This window comes from Streptomyces prunicolor NBRC 13075, from assembly GCF_000367365.1.
Taxonomy (GTDB): Bacteria; Actinomycetota; Actinomycetes; order Streptomycetales; family Streptomycetaceae; genus Streptomyces; species Streptomyces prunicolor.
Window position 1 is genome coordinate 29,920 of sequence record NZ_BARF01000101.1, and the last position, 16,892, is coordinate 46,811.

Annotated in this window: 14 protein-coding genes and 2 tRNA genes; 11 read left to right on the plus strand and 5 right to left on the minus strand. The window is 67.9% G+C overall.

All coding sequences use genetic code 11. The features are described 5' to 3' along the window. Window positions 1-8 precede the first annotated feature (8 nt). Window positions 9-1,451: an amino acid permease gene (locus SPR02S_RS42840; protein ID WP_245607713.1), complete on the minus strand. Its 1,443-nt coding sequence runs from the start codon at window positions 1,449-1,451 to the stop codon at window positions 9-11. Window positions 1,452-1,665: 214 nt separating this feature from the next. On the opposite strand from SPR02S_RS42840, the gene SPR02S_RS42845 reads away from it, so the two are divergent. Then, window positions 1,666-2,151 carry a ribose-5-phosphate isomerase gene (locus tag SPR02S_RS42845; RefSeq protein ID WP_019063208.1) on the plus strand — a complete coding sequence of 162 codons (486 nt, stop codon included), beginning with the start codon at window positions 1,666-1,668 and terminating at the stop codon, window positions 2,149-2,151. A 69-nt stretch (window positions 2,152-2,220) separates the two neighbouring features. Further along, the gene (locus SPR02S_RS42850; RefSeq protein ID WP_019063209.1) at window positions 2,221-3,036 is read left to right on the plus strand and encodes an Fpg/Nei family DNA glycosylase; all 816 of its coding nucleotides are present in this window, start codon (window positions 2,221-2,223) and stop codon (window positions 3,034-3,036) included. An 18-nt stretch (window positions 3,037-3,054) separates the two neighbouring features. On the opposite strand, the gene SPR02S_RS42855 is transcribed toward SPR02S_RS42850, so the two are convergent. Next, window positions 3,055-4,314: a GNAT family N-acetyltransferase gene (locus SPR02S_RS42855; RefSeq protein ID WP_019063210.1), complete on the minus strand. Its 1,260-nt coding sequence runs from the start codon at window positions 4,312-4,314 to the stop codon at window positions 3,055-3,057. A gap of 162 nt (window positions 4,315-4,476) precedes the next feature. Between SPR02S_RS42855 and SPR02S_RS42860 the strand changes: the two genes are divergently transcribed. Further along, window positions 4,477-5,664 (plus strand): PP2C family protein-serine/threonine phosphatase, encoded by a 1,188-nt coding sequence (locus tag SPR02S_RS42860; protein WP_019063211.1) that lies wholly within the window; start codon window positions 4,477-4,479, stop codon window positions 5,662-5,664. Continuing rightward, window positions 5,661-6,143, plus strand: coding sequence for an HD domain-containing protein (locus SPR02S_RS42865; RefSeq protein ID WP_019063212.1), 483 nt, complete (start codon window positions 5,661-5,663; stop codon window positions 6,141-6,143). Before SPR02S_RS42860 ends, SPR02S_RS42865 begins: the two co-directional genes overlap by 4 nt. Window positions 6,144-6,167: 24 nt before the next feature. Here SPR02S_RS42865 and SPR02S_RS42870 read toward each other — a convergent pair whose 3' ends face one another. Further along, window positions 6,168-7,298 carry an acyltransferase family protein gene (locus tag SPR02S_RS42870; RefSeq protein WP_019063213.1) on the minus strand — a complete coding sequence of 377 codons (1,131 nt, stop codon included), beginning with the start codon at window positions 7,296-7,298 and terminating at the stop codon, window positions 6,168-6,170. A 304-nt stretch (window positions 7,299-7,602) separates the two neighbouring features. Here SPR02S_RS42870 and SPR02S_RS42875 point away from each other — a divergent pair, with 304 nt between their 5' ends. Next, window positions 7,603-7,797 carry a hypothetical protein gene (locus tag SPR02S_RS42875; RefSeq protein WP_026151384.1) on the plus strand — a complete coding sequence of 65 codons (195 nt, stop codon included), beginning with the start codon at window positions 7,603-7,605 and terminating at the stop codon, window positions 7,795-7,797. A 109-nt stretch (window positions 7,798-7,906) separates the two neighbouring features. Here SPR02S_RS42875 and SPR02S_RS42880 read toward each other — a convergent pair. Continuing rightward, window positions 7,907-7,980 (minus strand) — tRNA-Gly (locus SPR02S_RS42880). Window positions 7,981-8,144: 164 nt separating this feature from the next. Here SPR02S_RS42880 and SPR02S_RS42885 point away from each other — a divergent pair. The 5 genes from SPR02S_RS42885 to clpX all read left to right on the plus strand — a co-directional run bounded on the left by SPR02S_RS42885 (window position 8,145) and on the right by clpX (window position 12,953). Next, window positions 8,145-8,221, plus strand: a tRNA-Pro gene (locus tag SPR02S_RS42885). A gap of 240 nt (window positions 8,222-8,461) precedes the next feature. After that, window positions 8,462-9,829, plus strand: a complete 1,368-nt coding sequence (tig, locus tag SPR02S_RS42890) for a trigger factor (protein WP_019063215.1) — start codon at window positions 8,462-8,464, stop codon at window positions 9,827-9,829. 343 nt (window positions 9,830-10,172) lie between these two features. After that, complete coding sequence (locus SPR02S_RS42895) at window positions 10,173-10,775, plus strand: ATP-dependent Clp protease proteolytic subunit (RefSeq protein ID WP_019063216.1); 603 nt, start codon at window positions 10,173-10,175, stop codon at window positions 10,773-10,775. A gap of 50 nt (window positions 10,776-10,825) precedes the next feature. Then, window positions 10,826-11,506: an ATP-dependent Clp protease proteolytic subunit gene (locus SPR02S_RS42900; protein ID WP_019063217.1), complete on the plus strand. Its 681-nt coding sequence runs from the start codon at window positions 10,826-10,828 to the stop codon at window positions 11,504-11,506. Between the two features lie 160 nt (window positions 11,507-11,666). Then, window positions 11,667-12,953 (plus strand): ATP-dependent Clp protease ATP-binding subunit ClpX, encoded by a 1,287-nt coding sequence (clpX, locus tag SPR02S_RS42905; RefSeq protein WP_026151385.1) that lies wholly within the window; start codon window positions 11,667-11,669, stop codon window positions 12,951-12,953. A gap of 106 nt (window positions 12,954-13,059) precedes the next feature. Here the strand turns inward: clpX and SPR02S_RS42910 are convergent, their stop codons facing one another. After that, window positions 13,060-14,073: a hypothetical protein gene (locus tag SPR02S_RS42910; RefSeq protein WP_019063219.1), complete on the minus strand. Its 1,014-nt coding sequence runs from the start codon at window positions 14,071-14,073 to the stop codon at window positions 13,060-13,062. Window positions 14,074-14,208: 135 nt separating this feature from the next. Between SPR02S_RS42910 and SPR02S_RS42915 the strand changes: the two genes are divergently transcribed. Continuing rightward, entirely contained in the window at window positions 14,209-16,833 is a 2,625-nt protein-coding gene (locus SPR02S_RS42915; RefSeq protein ID WP_019063220.1) for a valine--tRNA ligase, read from the plus strand. Window positions 16,834-16,892 lie beyond the last annotated feature (59 nt).

Below are 16,892 nucleotides of genomic sequence, written 5' to 3' on the forward strand. Positions count from 1 at the left end.
CTTGTCCGTCAGTTCACAGACACCTTGTCGGTGTCCGTGTCGGAGACCGCGGTCGTGACCGCCTTTCCGCCCCGCACCCGCTCCTTGATCACCGAGACCGCCACCACGGCCAACGCGACCAGCAAGGACAGCAGAACGGTCGTACGGCCGCTGCTCTCGCCCTCGGTGTCGGTGAGCATGTAGCCGAGGACGAAGACGATCAGGGCGATCGTCGCCCAGGTCAGATACGGGTACAGCCACATCCGTACGACGAGCTTCTCCGGCGACTCGCGCTCGATGATCCGGCGCAGGCGCAGCTGGGACGCGCAGATGACCAGCCACACGAACAGGGCAACGGCACCAGAGGAGTTGACGAGGAAGAGGAAGACCGTGTCCGGGAAGGCGTAGTTGAAGAACACGGCGACGAAGCCGAAGACGACGGAGGCGAGGATCGCCGCCATCGGTACGCCACGGGACGTGGTCTTGGCGAACGCCTTCGGCGCGTCACCGCGACCGCCGAGCGAGAAGGCCATGCGGGAGGCCGTGTAGAGACCGGAGTTGAGGCAGGACAGCACCGAGGTCAGCACGATGAAGTTCATGATCTCGCCGGCGTGCGCGATACCGAGGGAGTCGAGGGCGGCGACGTACGAGCCCTGCTCCTTGATCGACGGGTCGTTCCACGGGAGCAGACAGACGACGATGAAGATCGAGCCGAGGTAGAAGACGCCAATACGCCAGATGACGCTGTTGGTCGACTTGGTGACCGCGCGCTGCGGGTCCTCGGACTCACCGGCGGCCAGCGTGGCGATCTCGCTGCCCATGAAGGAGAAGACCACCAACAGGACACCGGTCAGGATCGCGCCGGGACCGTTCGGCAGGAAGCCGCCGTGGTCGGTGAGATTGCCGAGGCCCGCCTTGTCGGTGTGGGCGCCGGGCAGCACGCCGAAGATCGCCAGCGCGCCGACGACGATGAACGCGCCGATCGCGACGACCTTGATCCCGGCGAACCAGAACTCGAACTCGCCGTAGGAACCGACCGATACGAGGTTTGTGGCGGTCAGCACCACCATCACGAGGAGCGCCCAGCCCCACTGCGGTACGGCCGGTATCCACCCTTCGAGGATCTTCGCGCCGGCGGTCGCCTCGACGGCGAGCACGACGACCCAGAAGAACCAGTACAGCCAGCCGATCGAGAAACCGGCCCAGCGGCCGAGCGCGCGGTCGGCGTGCGCCGAGAACGAGCCGGACGTGGGGTTCGCGGCCGACATCTCGCCGAGCATGCGCATCACCAGCACCACGAGCGTGCCGACGAGCGCGTACGAGAGAAGGATGCCGGGTCCCGCGGTCGCGATCCCGGTGCTCGAACCGACGAACAGGCCGGCGCCGATGACGCCGCCGATCGCGATCATCGAGAGATGTCGGTTCTTGAGTCCTGCCTGGAGGCCGGAGCCATCAGTCATGGGGGCAGTCATGGGGGGAATTCCTTTACGCCGGTTGGGATGCCGGTGGGGGTGCCCGCACGAGCGGCGTACGGGTCGGTCCAGTGAATCGGAGGTAAAGGAATTCCTGAACCTTTGAATCCAGATCGTTACTTGAGGTTTCCTTGAGGTTGCGAGGCGTTGCCTGTATTTAACGTGGTCGGGCCCCGGAGCTGCTTCCCGGAAACAGCCGTGTCACACTCGACGCATGCGCGTGTATCTCGGCTCCGACCATGCGGGCTTCGAACTCAAGAACCACCTCGTCGAGTGGCTCAAGGAGGCGGGCCACGAGCCCGTCGACTGCGGGCCGCACATCTACGACGCCCAGGACGACTACCCGCCCTTCTGCCTCCGCGCCGCCGAGCGCGCGGCCGCCGACCCCGAGGCCCTCGGCATCGTCATCGGCGGCTCCGGCAACGGCGAGCAGATCGCGGCGAACAAGGTCAAGGGCGTACGGGCGGCCCTCGCCTGGAGCGAGGAGACCGCGTCGCTCGGACGGCAGCACAACAACGCGAACGTGATGGCTGTCGGCGCGCGGATGCACACGGAGGAAGAGGCGACGAAGTTCGTCGAGACCTTCGTGGGTACGCCGTTCTCCGAGGACCCGCGACACATTCGACGGATCGACATGCTGACGAAGTACGAGACGACGGGGAAGCTGCCGGAGATCCCGGCGCACCATCCGCAGCAGTAAGCACGCTTTTCAAGGCCCACCCGTCAAGCGACCGAGACGGGTGGGCGGGTGGGAAAGGAAGTTCGCCAGGTGCCAGAGGGGCACACGATTCACCGACTCGCACTGGACTACGGCGGTCACTTCAAAGGCCGAGCCACTCAAGTCACGAGTCCCCAGGGCAAGTTCAGCGACGCCGCCGCGCTACTGAACGGCACGGAACTCACCCGCACCGAAGCCCACGGCAAGCATCTCTTCCTCGGTTTCCGTGACGAGGAGTGGATCCACGTCCACCTCGGGCTGTTCGGCAAGGTGAACTTCGGCGGAACCCCCGCGCCCCCGCCCACGGACACCGTCCGCCTACGCCTCGCGAACGACACGTCGTACGTCGATCTCCGCGGCCCCACCACCTGCGCCCTGATCACGGACACCGAGAAACAGGCGATACACGACCGCCTCGGCCCCGACCCCCTGCGCCCGCCCAAGGACACCGACCCGAACGCGGCGTACCGGCGCATCTCCCGCAGCCGTACGACGATCGCGGCCCTGCTGATGGACCAGAAGGTCATCGCGGGCGTCGGCAACGTCTACCGCGCCGAGGTCCTCTTCCGGCACGGCATCGACCCGTACCGCGCGGGCAAGGACCTCACCCCCGCCGAGTGGGACGCGATCTGGACCGACCTCGTCGACCTGATGCGCGAGGGCGTCCGCAACAACCGCATCGACACCGTCCGCCCCGAACACACCCCCGAGGCGATGGGCCGCCCGCCGCGCGTCGACGACCACGGCGGCGAGGTGTACGTCTACCGCAGGGCGAACCGCCCCTGCCACATCTGCGGCGCCGAGATCCGCACCGCCGACCTCGCCGCCCGCAACCTGTTCTGGTGCCCCAACTGCCAGAAACCGTAAGGGCGTTCAGCAGTACGGCTAGAACCCGTGCGGCAGCCAGGGCGCGACCGTGGACCCGAACGCCAACGACGCCTCCGCCAGCGCCCCCGCCCGCAGCTCCCGCACCCGACCGGCCCCCGCGAGCGACATGAGGGACACCCCGCCGAGATACGCGGCCCCCAACTCCCGTACGGACAGGGCGAGATCGGCCGGCTCCGAGGTCCGCTTGCAGGACGCGCCCTTCGCGTCGCCGGTGAGCCGCCAACTCCCCTCGTTCCAGGGGCAGAAGGCGTCCGCGACCTCGAACACGACGTCCACCGGCGTCTGGTAGGTGCGCGCCTCCAACGCGGCGCCCAGGTCCACCAGCCGTACGTGCAGCGAGTCGTGCTGCTGGACGGCGCACCGGCGGATGTCGGAGACGAGATGCTGCCAGGCGTCGTCGACGGGCCGGTTGTGCATCGCCACCTTCCCCGTCAGGTCGATGTCACAGAGGTACCGCCACAGCGCCGCGTACGACGCCGGGTCCAGCGCCTCCAGATCCCGTAGCCGTACGGTCCCCTTGGGGCCCTGTTCGTCCCACTCGGGTTTGACGAAGTACCGCGTGTAGCCGACGACTTCGCCGTGCCGCTCCGCGAGAACGCACTGGAGCGGCGACGACCCCTGCCGCGCGCTCTCCGGGTCCAGCAGCGGCAGATCCTCCCACCCGGGCCGCCGCGCCAGCATGCCCGGCCGCCCGGCCACCTTCCGCGCGTACACCGCCTCGCACTGGTCGCGTACGGCGGCCGGGTCGGCGAAGCGCAGCCGTACGTCGTCCGTGCCCGGCGGCACCGAGAGCCGGACCCGGGCAGTGTCGATCTCGGCCGTCGTCTTCATCGTCGCGATGCCGTACCCGAACCGGCCGTAGATCACCGGCTCGGAGGCCGTCAGCACGGCCAGCGGTTCGCCCCAGGACCGTACGTCGTCCAGCTGCCGGCGCATCATCGAGGTCAGGATGCCCCGCCGTCGGTGGGTGGCGGCCACACTGACCATCGTGATGCCGGCCGCGGGCACCGAGGCGCCGCCGGGCACGGTGAGCCGGAAGCTGAACGCGCCCGCCGTCCCCACGCACGCGTCCCCGTCCCAGACGCCGAGGGAGCGGTCGCACTCGGTGAGCCTCTTGTCCAGCTCACGCTCCTCGGGCGGCTCCGGGACGCCACCAAAAGCGTTGACAAGGTTGTCGTACCAGGTGTTCCACTCGTCCTGGCGCAGTACCCGCAGCTCGGTCGGTTCGGCCGGTGTGTTTCTCGCAACTGTCCCCATGAGCCATGCCTACCAGCGCATTGCGGGACGAGCCAGGGAATTTCCGCCCGACGCCCGCACCGGGGCCTCCGGTGAAGTTCACTGTGAAGTTGAACCTCGCAGGGGGGACAAGTGGGACCTCCCGTGCCAAGCGGCTGGTCGGATGGATAGGGTCCCGAACTAATGGCAGCAGGACGAGAGCGGCGCGCGGAGGCCGACACGTTCATGGCCCGGTTGAGGAAGCTGGTTCACCGGGTCCGCACCGGCCTGCGCAGAAGTGCCGTGGACTACTTCCGCGGGGACGGCTCGGACTGGGTCGCGCTGGCCGGACTGCTGATCACGATCCCGGTGATCGTGGCGATGACCCTGGCCAACGCGGTGTGGTTCTCACCGGCCGCGCTGGTCCTGCCGATCGTCGCGGGCGGCCTGGTGCTGCGCCCCGCGAGCCTGCTCGGCCTGTACGCGGCGGCGGCCACCGGTCTGATCGTGGAGTCGGTGAAGCTCGGCCCGTACACCGAGGGGCCGTCGCGGGTGACCCCGGGTGTGGTGCTCGTGGTGGCCGCGTGCGGTTTCTTCGGGCTGCTGATCGCCCAGTTCCGCAGCCGGGTCGGCGTGCCCTGGCGGCGCGGCGGCACCATGCTCTTCGACCTGCGCGAGCGGATCCGCGTGCAGAGCAAGCTGCCCCAACTCCCGCAGGGCTGGCACCGGGAGATGGCGCTGCGGCCGGCGGGCGGCCAGTCGTTCTCCGGGGACTTCGTGGTCGCGGCCCGCACGAACGGTGGTCGGACCATGGAGGTCGTCCTCACGGACGTCTCCGGCAAGGGCATGGACGCGGGCTCCCGCGCCCTGCTCCTCTCCGGTGCCTTCGGCGGCCTGCTCGGCTCACTGCCCCCGCACGCCTTCCTCCCCGCCGCCAACGGCTACCTGCTCCGCCAGGACTGGGACGAGGGCTTCGCGACCTCGATCCACCTCGTCCTGGACCTCGACTCCGGCGACTACGAACTCTTCTCCGCGGGCCACCCGCCGGGCCTCCAGCTCAGCGCGGGCAGCGGCCGCTGGGAGGAGAAGGCGGCCGAAGGGCCGTTGTTGGGTGTGTACGACGGCGCCCAGTTCGACCCTGTGAAGGGATCGCTGCGGCCCGGGGACGTGTTGATGCTGTTCACAGACGGTCTGGTGGAGACCTCCGAGCGGGACATCGTCGAGGGCATAGACCGTCTCACCGGCGAGGCCGACCGCTATGTCGCCGGCGGTTTCCACGGCGCTGCCTGGCACCTGATCGAGGCGGTCGCCAAGGACGTCAACGACGACCGCGCCCTGCTGTTGGTCTGCCGCGAGGGCCCCACGGCGGCGGCACAGGCGCTGCCCCGGTGAACACCGACGACTCTGATGACTCTTCTTCGGGGAGTCTGACCACCGCCGAGGTCGAGACTCTCGCCCGCGCCGCCCACGAGGGCCAGACCGACAAGGCGGGGCGGCCGTACGCCGAGCACCTCCAGGCCGTGGCGGAGGGGGTACGCGCGCGTGGCGGCGACGCCGAACAGATCGCGGCGGCCTGGCTGCACGACTCCGTGGAGGACGACGCACTCACCGAGCGCCGGCTGCGCGAGGCCCCGCTGAGCCGCCGTACGAAGGACATCGTGCTCGCGCTCACCAAGCGGGCCGGGGAGCCCCCGGAGGCGTACGCCGGGCGGATTCTCGCGACCCCCGGCGCGCTCCTGGTGAAGGAGGCGGACCTGGCGCACAACGCGGACCCGGCCCGCCTCGCGGTCCTCGACGAACCGACCAGGACCCGACTGACCGAGAAGTACGCACGGATGCGCGCGCTTCTCGGTCTGGGCGTTCCCGACTAGGCGTTCCCGACTAGGCGTCCCTGATCAGGCGTTGACCTTCTCCCGTACGACGCGTTGCTCGAACTGCTCGCGGTCGCGGGCCAGTTCGGCCGCGTCGCGCTGGAACGCCCACTCCATGCCCGGCTCGATCGCGAAGCGGAACACCCGTCGTACGGGCGGGGTGCACAGCAGTGTGACGGCGGTGACCGCGAGCGCGGTCACCAGGGCGACGCCGTACGGCCGGTGCAGCCAGGCGTGGTCGTACAGGCCCGCGTAACCGGCGCCCTTGATCAGGAAGCCGTGCAGCAGATAGCCGTAGAGCGTCCCCGCGCCGAGCGCCGTGAACCAGGTCTTCCGGCTCGGCACCCAGGAGTAGAAGCCGGCGGTCAGCACCAGCGAGCAGCCGAACATCGCGAGCATCATCACCGGCCCGACCCACCAGGGCGCGGCGAACTCCTGCGCGGAGTCGTGGTGGTAGAACCAGCTCGCGTTCATCCGCGGCACCGCCCAGTAGCCGAAGACCAGCGCGCTCACGAACACCGGCACCGCCAGCATCCGCGCCTCACGCCGCCGCACCAGCCGGAAGTGCTCGGGCTTCAGAACCAGCCCGAGCACGAAGTACGGCAGGAACTGCGCCGTCCGCTGCAGATCGAAGTCGTCGGTCATGGCCGGGGTGCAGGAGGCGAGCATGGCGATGCCGAGGGCGATCGGCAGCGGGTGCCGGACCAGTTTCCAGATCGGCGTGGTCAGCCGCCAGATGAACAACGAGCAGAGGAACCAGGTGAGATACAGCGGGTCGAGCAGGGTGATCCGCTGGTGCGGGTCGTCATTGGCGTAGCGGCTGAAGAGCGAGTACGCGATCTCGAAGAGGATGTACGGCAGCGCGACACCGGTGAGGAGCCGCTTCAGCCGGGCGGGGCTCATGTCGAAACTGCGGGAGAAATAGCCGGAGATGACGATGAACGCCGGCATGTGGAAGCTGTACACGACCATGTACAGGCCCTGGAGCACTCTGCTGTCGCCCTTCAGAGGCTCCCAGGAGTGCCCGATGGCGACCAACAGGATCGCCAGGTATTTCGCGTTGTCGAAGAACGCGTCACGCGGTTTGGTCTGTTCGTTCTTTTCGTTCTGTTTGCTCTGTTCGTTCTGGCCCGGGGGCGTGTCAGCGTGGAACATCTGAGGCACCCTAGCGTTGCCTGTGGGAATCGGTGAAACCATCGAGCGCGCGTCCGAAAACCGTTCACAATGTCAGGATTCATCCCGATCAAAAGGCGCAAAAGGGCACACGGGGAAGGGTCGTTCATGTGCGCATGCCAATAATGCGAACGAACTGCGAACGCGTCTCTTCCGAACCTTTGCGACCAACGATGCGTCACCCGCCGCATACGTGGGCCCTGTTGGTGGCACGATGGTTCTGGCGGGGTGCGCACGATTGCGTCCCCGGGCCGGGAGTGCGAACCGACCGAGGGTGTGATCAGTTGTGGCCATTTCACTGTCTGTGGTGCTGCTGTTGGCGATCATCCTGGTGGTGTTGATCCGAGGGGGATCGATCAAGGCGGGCCCAGCCATAGTCGCGATCCTCTTCGGCTTCTTCCTCGCCTCGACCGGCATGGCGCCGTCCATCAACCGGTTCATAAACTCGCTGGCGGAGACGATCAACTCGATCAGCTTCTGAGCCGCGAACGGTCGGGAACGGTTCTGGGTCGGACCGGGGCGGGCACCGCTTCCGGGAACGACTCAGGGCCAGGTCGAGGAATGATCCTCCGACCTGGCCCTGAGATGCCTGGAGCGGGCGACGGGAATCGAACCCGCGTAGCTAGTTTGGAAGACTAGTGCTCTACCATTGAGCTACGCCCGCACGCGACGCGCCGCAGGTCAGACGACCGCGGCACAGAAGGCATCGTAGCGGTTCGAGTGCCCTCCGCGCACACCGCATTCCCCATGCCCCCTCCGGCACCCCGGCGCTCGTGAAATGCGGCGGCCGAGCGGCCTGCGGGCATGTACCCTACGTGTCGCACCAGACGGGGTGTGGCGCAGCTTGGTAGCGCGTCCGCTTTGGGAGCGGAAGGCCGTGGGTTCAAATCCCGCCACCCCGACCACCTGCCGGACCTCCGGGACCGGTACCACCGGACCGCAGGGACCGGTACCACCGGACCGCAGGGACCGGTACCACACGAGTACCTCGGGAGATCGCCTTTTGGGGGGTCTCGTCGCTGCGGCTACTATGCAAGCTGCGCGCCCGTGTGTCTCTCACACTCTGAAGTCCTCCGGGCGACCAGAAACCGCCGGACCTGTCTGGGTCCGCAACCCAAGAAGTCAGCCCCCAAGGAGACCGAACCGTGAAGAGCGCCGTGGAGACCCTGAACCCGACCCGGGTTCGGCTCAGCATCGAGGTGCCCTTCGAGGAGCTCAAGGACAGCCTCGACGCGGCGTACAAGAAGATCAACCAGCAGGTCACGGTGAAGGGCTTCCGGAAGGGCAAGATCCCGGCTCGCGTCATCGACCAGCGGTTCGGCCGCGGTGCGGTCCTGGAGGAAGCGGTCAACGACGCGCTTCCGAAGTTCTACACCGAGGCGGTCAACGAGGCGGAGCTCAACCCGCTCGGCCAGCCCGAGGTCGACATCACGGAGCTGAAGGACGGCGAGACGCTGAACTTCACCGCCGAGGTCGACATCCGCCCGACCATCGAGATCCCGGACTACTCGGGCATCGAGGTCGAGGTCGACGCCGTAGAGGTCAGCGAGAAGGACATCGACGAGTCGGTCGAGCAGCTCCGCGAGCGCTTCGCGGCGACCTCCCCGGTCGAGCGCGCCGCCGCCGACGGTGACGTCGTCACCCTCGACCTGGAGGCCAAGGTCGACGGCGAGGTCCTGGAGGACGGTGTCGCCGAGGGCGTCTCCTACACCATCGGCTCCGGTGAGCTCCTCGAAGGCATCGACGAGGCCGTGACCGGCCTGGAGGCCGGCGGCGAGGCCACCTTCGCCTCCGAGCTCAAGGGCGGCTCCGCGGCCGGCCAGGAGGCCCAGGTCACCGTCAAGGTCACCCAGGTCGCCGCCCGCGAACTGCCCGCACTGGACGACGAGTTCGCCCAGCTCGCCTCGGAGTTCGACACCCTGGAGGAGCTGCGCGCGGACAGCCGCAAGCGCCTCGAGAACATGAAGCAGTACGACCAGGCCACGCAGGCCCAGGAGCGCGTCCTGGAGAAGCTGCTGGAGCTCGTCGAGGTGCCCGTCCCCGAGAAGCTCCTCGAGGACGAGATCAACACCCGCAAGCACAACCTGGAGCACCACCAGCTCGGCCAGATGGGCCTCGACCTTCCCCAGTACCTGGAGATCCAGGGCAAGACGGAGGAGGAGTTCGAGACCGAGACCAAGGAAGCCGCGGTCAAGGGCATCAAGACGCAGTTCGTCCTCGACGAGCTCGTCAACAAGGAGAAGCTGAACGTCAACCAGGAGGAGCTCACCGAGCACCTCATGCGCCGCGCGGCCTCCTCCGGCATGTCCCCCGACCAGTTCGCCCAGGCCGTCGTAGAGGGCGGCCAGGTCCCCCTCCTGGTCGGCGAGGTAGCCCGCGGCAAGGCCCTGGCGGTCGTCGTGGAGGCGGCCACGGTCAAGGACACCAACGGCGAGGTCGTGGACCTCGACGACGAGGACGACGAGACGGCCACCGAGACGGCGGAGGCCGTCGAGGAGCCGACCGAGGCGTAAGCAGCGAACGTGGGGCCCTGGGGTTTGCATCAAGCCCCGGGGCCCTTTGTCATACCGCTCACTGGAGCGCGCCCGAAGGGGCGCGGGGAACGGCGCGCTCAGCCCCCACTCACCCGCAGCCCCGCTACAAACCGCACCCACCCCACCGCGCGGGATTCCGCTCAGGCCAGCGCAGCGCTGTGTGCTGACAGCGAACAGTTCCCTTTGCGGGATTCTCCGAAGGGACCCGCGCGTTAGGGTCCATGAATACGAGGGCAGGGGAGTCCCCATTGCCCCCGGCAGTACACGGTGAGACGGCCCGGCGCCGTCGTAAAGACGAGCAGGTGGATACGTGACGAATCTGATGCCTACAGCCGCCGGCGAGCCCTCTATCGGTGGCCTCGGCGACCAGGTCTACAACCGGCTGCTCGGTGAGCGGATCATCTTTCTCGGCCAGGCGGTCGACGACGACATCGCCAACAAGATCACCGCGCAGCTCCTCCTTCTTGCCTCCGACCCGGAGAAGGACATCTTTCTGTACATCAACAGCCCCGGTGGTTCGATCACCGCGGGCATGGCGATCTACGACACCATGCAGTACATCAAGAACGACGTGGTGACCATCGCCATGGGCATGGCGGCCTCGATGGGCCAGTTCCTGCTCAGCGCGGGCACCCCCGGCAAGCGCTTCGCGCTGCCGAACGCCGAGATCCTGATCCACCAGCCCTCCGCCGGCCTCGCCGGTTCCGCGTCGGACATCAAGATCCACGCCGAGCGGCTGCTGCACACCAAGAAGCGGATGGCGGAGCTGACCTCCTTCCACACCGGCCAGACGGTGGAGCAGGTCACCAAGGACTCGGACCGTGACCGCTGGTTCGACCCGATCGAGGCCAAGGAGTACGGCCTCATCGACGACATCATGCCTACGGCCGCCGGTATGCCGGGCGGCGGCGGCACCGGGGCCTGAGGCCCCAGGACAGCCCCCAGCCGACCGCCACAGCCCCCAGGAGAGAGACAGTGAACGACTTCCCCGGCAACGGCCTGTACGAGCACGCACGCGCCGAATACACGGCTCCCGCCGCCGAATCCCGCTATGTGATCCCGCGCTTCGTGGAGCGCACCTCGCAGGGCGTGCGTGAGTACGACCCGTACGCGAAGCTCTTCGAGGAGCGCGTGATCTTCCTCGGTGTCCAGATCGACGACGCGTCGGCCAACGACGTCATGGCGCAGCTGCTGTGCCTGGAGTCGATGGACCCCGACCGCGACATCTCGATCTACATCAACAGCCCCGGTGGCTCTTTCACCGCGCTGACTGCGATCTACGACACGATGCAGTTCGTGAAGCCCGACGTCCAGACGGTCTGCATGGGCCAGGCGGCGTCCGCCGCCGCCGTCCTGCTGGCGGCCGGTACGCCGGGCAAGCGCATGGCGCTGCCGAACGCGCGCGTGCTGATCCACCAGCCCTACAGCGAGACGGGCCGGGGCCAGGTCTCCGACCTGGAGATCGCGGCCAACGAGATCCTCCGCATGCGTGCCCAGCTGGAGGACATGCTGGCCAAGCACTCGACGACCCCGCTGGACAAGATCCGCGAGGACATCGAGCGCGACAAGATCCTCACGGCCGAGGACGCCCTGTCGTACGGCCTGATCGACCAGATCATCTCCACCCGGAAGATGAACAACGCCGACGTCCGCTGACCCGGACCTGTATCGTCCACCACCCCTCGGCACGGTCCACGTGGAAGTGAACCGTGCCAAGGGGGGCCCGAACGGGGGGCCCGGCAAGGTACCGTCGGACATAAGGCAGCACCAGGAGTCGCTGGACCTAGGCGTCTCCCAGGCGAAGGGGAAGCACACCGTGGCACGCATCGGTGACGGCGGCGATCTGCTCAAGTGCTCGTTCTGCGGCAAGAGCCAGAAGCAGGTCAAGAAGCTCATCGCAGGGCCCGGTGTGTACATCTGCGACGAGTGCATCGACCTCTGCAACGAGATCATCGAGGAAGAACTCGCGGAGACGAGCGAGGTCCGCTGGGAGGAGCTCCCCAAGCCCCGCGAGATCTACGAGTTCCTCGAGGGGTACGTCGTCGGCCAGGAGTCGGCGAAGAAGGCCCTCTCGGTCGCGGTGTACAACCACTACAAGCGCGTCCAGGCCGGTGAGCACGGCGGCGGTCAAAGCCGCGAGGACGCCATCGAGTTGGCGAAGTCCAACATCCTCCTGCTCGGCCCCACGGGCTCGGGCAAGACCCTCCTCGCCCAGACCCTGGCCCGCATGCTGAACGTGCCGTTCGCGATCGCCGACGCGACCGCGCTCACGGAGGCGGGCTATGTCGGCGAGGACGTCGAGAACATCCTGCTGAAGCTCATCCAGGCCGCTGACTACGACGTCAAGAAGGCCGAGACGGGCATCATCTACATCGACGAGATCGACAAGGTCGCGCGGAAGAGCGAGAACCCCTCGATCACCCGTGATGTCTCCGGCGAGGGCGTCCAGCAGGCCCTGTTGAAGATCCTGGAGGGCACGACGGCCTCGGTCCCGCCGCAGGGCGGCCGTAAACACCCGCACCAGGAGTTCATCCAGATCGACACGACGAACGTCCTGTTCATCGTGGGCGGCGCCTTCTCGGGCCTGGAGAAGCTCATCGAGTCCAGGGCCGGCGCCAAGGGCATCGGCTTCGGCGCGACGATCCGCTCCAAGCGGGAGCTGCAGGCCAAGGACCAGTTCGAGGACGTCATGCCCGAGGACCTGGTCAAGTTCGGCATGATCCCCGAGTTCATCGGCCGGCTGCCCGTCATCACCTCGGTCCACAACCTGGACCGCGAGGCCCTGCTCCAGATCCTCATCGAGCCGCGCAACGCACTCGTCAAGCAGTACGAGCGCCTCTTCGAACTCGACGGCGTGGAGCTGGACTTCGAGCGCGAGGCCCTCGAGGCCATCGCCGACCAGGCCATCCTCCGCCAGACCGGCGCCCGCGGCCTGCGCGCCATCATGGAGGAAGTCCTCCAGGGCGTCATGTACGAGGTCCCGTCCCGCAAGGACGTGGCCCGCGTCGTCATCACGGCGGACGTCGTCCTGTCGAACGTCAACCCGACCCTGATCCCGCGCGACGCGCGGGGCCGCGGCCCGGGCGAGCAGAAGACGGCGTAGCCGACAGACTCGGTACGACGGTCTCGGTACGACAGTCTCTGTACGACATGAAGGGCGCCCGGTCAGTCAACTGACCGGGCGCCCTTCGTACTTGAGGCCTTCGGAGTCAGGCCTTCACCCGAACTTCCTTGCGCAGCTTGGTGGTCATGTCGACGGCGGTGTCCTTCGACACGTCGGTCGTGTTGTCGCCGGGGGAGACCATGGCGATGGTGCTGTAGTCGGCCCAGGCGCAGAACCAGTCGGTCTGCTGCTTCTTGGTCAGCTGGTTGGTCGCCTTGGTCGCCTGGCACTTCATGACCGCGCCGTCGATGTCGACCGACTCGGCCTGCCCGACCAGTTCGCTCCCGCCCGTCGAGCTGCTGCTGGAGGAGTTGCTCTGCTTGACGTCCTTCTGGATGTCCGCGAAGAACGCGTCCAGGGCCTTCTCCGGATCGGCGATCTTGCCGTAGGCGCCGATGAGGGAGATGCCCTTGGCCGTGAGGAGTTCCGCCTGACCGGGCGCGGTGGAGGGGTCGTCCGGGTCGTAGCCGCTCAGGTCGGCCGTCGTGTAGGCAGCGAGGACGGCGGTGCCGTTCTTGACGCCGCTCTGCTCCAGGTCCTTCACGGTCGACGAGCCGCTGTCGGTGGTGTCGCCGTCCTTGGTCGCCCGGTTGTAGTCGCTGAGCACCTTCGCGGGCGTCGTCAGCTTGTGGGCGCCGTCGTCCGTGAGACCGGATCCGCTGCCGTTCGCCAGCAGGAAGTAAGCGCCGACGGCCACCGCGGCGACCACCGCGACCGCGCCGATGACCAGCCCCGTCTTCTTCTTGCCCCCGCCCGGGGGCGGCTGCGGAACACCGTACGGGGGCTGCCCGTAAGGAGGTTGGCCATAGGGCGCCTGCTGACCGTACGGCTGCTGCGGCTGGCCGTAGGGACCCTGCGGCGGGACGCCCTGCGGAGGCTGGGGCTGCTGCGGGTAGCCGTACCCGGGCTGTGCGGGCGGAGCCTGCTGGGGGTAGCCGTAGCCGGGCTGGGGGGCGCCCTGCGGCGCCTGCTGAGGAGGCGGGCCGTAGGGACCCGGCTGACCGTACGGCCCGGGCTGCTGGGGCTGCCCGCCGTACGGGCCCGGCTGGTTGTAGCTCATTCTGGGTTCCCCTCCAGATGCTTATGCGATCCAAACATCCTGGACCAGTCACAGGAACCACATGGCAGCGGGGGGCGCACCGTTACAGAACAAACGCGTTTCGGGACACCCCCGCGACACCCCTAAACTGGGCCCGTGACCGAGAACGCTCAGCAGCAGCCACCAGCGCCCGACTCCGAACTGCCGACCCAGTACGCGCCGGCCGAGGTAGAGGGGCCGCTGTACGAGCGCTGGGTGGAGCGGGGTTACTTCGAGGCGGACGCGAAGAGCGAGAAGCCGCCGTACACGATCGTCATCCCGCCGCCGAACGTCACGGGCTCGCTTCACCTCGGGCACGCCTTCCAGCACACGCTGATGGACGCGCTGACCCGGCGCAAGCGCATGCAGGGCTTCGAGTCGCTGTGGCTGCCGGGCATGGACCACGCGGGCATCGCCACCCAGAACGTCGTCGAGCGCGAGCTCGGCAAGGAGGGCAAGTCCCGGCACGACCTGGGCCGCGAGGCGTTCGTCGAGCGCGTCTGGCAGTGGAAGGACGAGTACGGCGGCAAGATCCTCGGCCAGATGCGCCGGCTCGGCGACGGCGTCGACTGGAGCCGCGAGCGCTTCACCATGGACGAGGGCCTGTCCCAGGCCGTCCAGACCATCTTCAAGCGGCTCTACGACGACGAGTTGATCTACCGCGCCGAGCGCATCATCAACTGGTGCCCGCGCTGTCTCACCGCGATCTCGGACATCGAGGTCGAGTACCAGGACGACGACGGCGAGCTCGTCTCCATGAAGTACGGGGAGGGGGACGACACCATCGTCGTCGCCACCACCCGCGCCGAGACGATGCTCGGCGACACCGCGGTCGCCGTCCACCCCGACGACGAGCGGTACAAGCACCTGGTCGGCCGGCACATCAAGCTGCCGCTCACCGACCGCACCATCCCGGTCGTCGCCGACACCCACGTCGACCCCGAGTTCGGCACCGGCGCGGTCAAGGTGACCCCGGCCCACGACCCGAACGACTTCGCGATCGGCCAGCGGCACGACCTGGAGTCGCTGACCGTCATGGACGAGCGCGGTGTCATCACCGTCCACGGCCCCTTCGAGGGCCTGGACCGCTTCGAGGCCCGCTCCGCGATCGTCGCCGCGCTGCGCGCCGACGGTCGGATCGTCGCCGAGAAGCGGCCGTACGTCCACTCCGTCGGCCACTGCTCGCGCTGCAAGACGACCGTCGAGCCGCGCCTTTCCATGCAGTGGTGGGTCAAGGTCGCCCCGCTCGCCAAGGCGGCCGGCGACGCGGTCCGCGACGGCCGCGTCAAGATCCACCCCCAGGAGATGGAGAAGCGCTACTTCGACTGGGTCGACAACCTCCACGACTGGTGCATCTCACGGCAGTTGTGGTGGGGCCACCGCATCCCGGTCTGGTACGGCCCGGACGGCGAGGTCGTCTGCGTCGGCCCCGACGAGGAGCCGCCGAGCGGTGAGGGCTGGACCCAGGACTCCGACGTCCTGGACACCTGGTTCTCCTCCGGCCTGTGGCCCTTCTCGACCCTGGGCTGGCCCGAACAGACCCTGGATCTCAAGAAGTTCTACACAACGGACGTCCTGCTCACCGGCCACGACATCATCTTCTTCTGGGTCGCCCGGATGATGATGTTCGGCCTGTACGCGATGGACGGCGAGGTCCCCTTCAAGACCATCGCGCTGACCGGCCTGGTCCGCGACCAGTTCGGCAAGAAGATGTCCAAGTCCTCGGGCACGGCGGTCGATCCGCTGGACTGGATGAACGCGTACGGCTCCGACGCCGTCCGCTTCACCCTGGCCAAGGGTGCCAACCCCGGTACGGACGTGCCGATCGGCGAGGACTGGGTCCAGGCGTCCCGGAACTTCGCCAACAAGCTCTGGAACGCGACGCGCTTCGCGCTGATGAACGGCGCGACGATCGAGGGCGACCTCCCGCCCGCCGAGCAGCTGTCGGCGACGGACCGCTGGATCCTCTCCCGTCTGAACGAGACGGTGGCCGAAGTCGACGCGCTCTACGACGACTTCCAGTTCGCCAAGCTCTCGGACGCCCTGTACCACTTCGCGTGGGACGAAGTCTTCGACTGGTACGTCGAGTTGTCCAAGACGACGTTCATGGCGGGCGGTGAGCCGGCCGAGGTCTCCAAGCGCGTCCTCGGTGAAGTCCTCGACGTCACCCTGAAGTTGCTGCACCCGATCGTCCCGTTCGTCACGGAGACGCTCTGGACGACACTGACGGGCGGCGAGTCGGTCGTCATCGCGGACTGGCCGAAGGACAGCGGCTTCAGGGACTCCGCAGCCGAGAAGGAGATCGAGACCCTCCAGCAGGTCATCACCGAGGTCCGCCGTTTCCGCGCCGACCAGGGCCTCCAGCCCGGCCAGCGCGTCCCGGCCCGCCTCACCCTGGACGGCACGGCACTGGCCCCCCACGAGGCCGCCATCCGCCAGCTCCTCCGCCTCCAGCCCGAGGGCGACACCTTCGCGGCGACGGCGACCCTCCCGGTCGGCGGCGCCACGGTCGCCCTCGACCTCTCCGGCACGATCGACATCGCGGCGGAACGGAAGCGCCTCGCGAAGGACCTCGCCGCCGCCGAGAAGGAGAAGGCCCAGGCAACGGCGAAGCTGGGCAACGAGGCGTTCCTGGCCAAGGCCCCGGACAACGTGGTCGACAAGATCCGCGGCCGCCTGACGAAGGCGGACGAGGACATCGCCCGCATCACGAACCAGCTGGCCGGCTTGCCGCAGGCGTAAGGATTCGTAGGTAGGACAGCGCTCCCGGAACTTTTCAGTTCCGGGAGCTGTCCTACCTA

What these genes read in the sequence shown, in the direction of transcription:
- SPR02S_RS42855 (WP_019063210.1), bottom strand. Translation starts at nt 4,314, where the DNA reads ATGGGGACAGTTGCGAGAAACACACCGGCCGAACCGACCGAGCTGCGG.
- SPR02S_RS42870 (WP_019063213.1), bottom strand. Translation starts at nt 7,298, where the DNA reads ATGTTCCACGCTGACACGCCCCCGGGCCAGAACGAACAGAGCAAACAG.
- SPR02S_RS42910 (WP_019063219.1), bottom strand. Translation starts at nt 14,073, where the DNA reads ATGAGCTACAACCAGCCGGGCCCGTACGGCGGGCAGCCCCAGCAGCCC.
- SPR02S_RS42840 (WP_245607713.1), bottom strand. Translation starts at nt 1,451, where the DNA reads ATGACTGCCCCCATGACTGATGGCTCCGGCCTCCAGGCAGGACTCAAG.
- SPR02S_RS42845 (WP_019063208.1), top strand. Translation starts at nt 1,666, where the DNA reads ATGCGCGTGTATCTCGGCTCCGACCATGCGGGCTTCGAACTCAAGAAC.
- SPR02S_RS42860 (WP_019063211.1), top strand. Translation starts at nt 4,477, where the DNA reads ATGGCAGCAGGACGAGAGCGGCGCGCGGAGGCCGACACGTTCATGGCC.
- SPR02S_RS42895 (WP_019063216.1), top strand. Translation starts at nt 10,173, where the DNA reads ATGCCTACAGCCGCCGGCGAGCCCTCTATCGGTGGCCTCGGCGACCAG.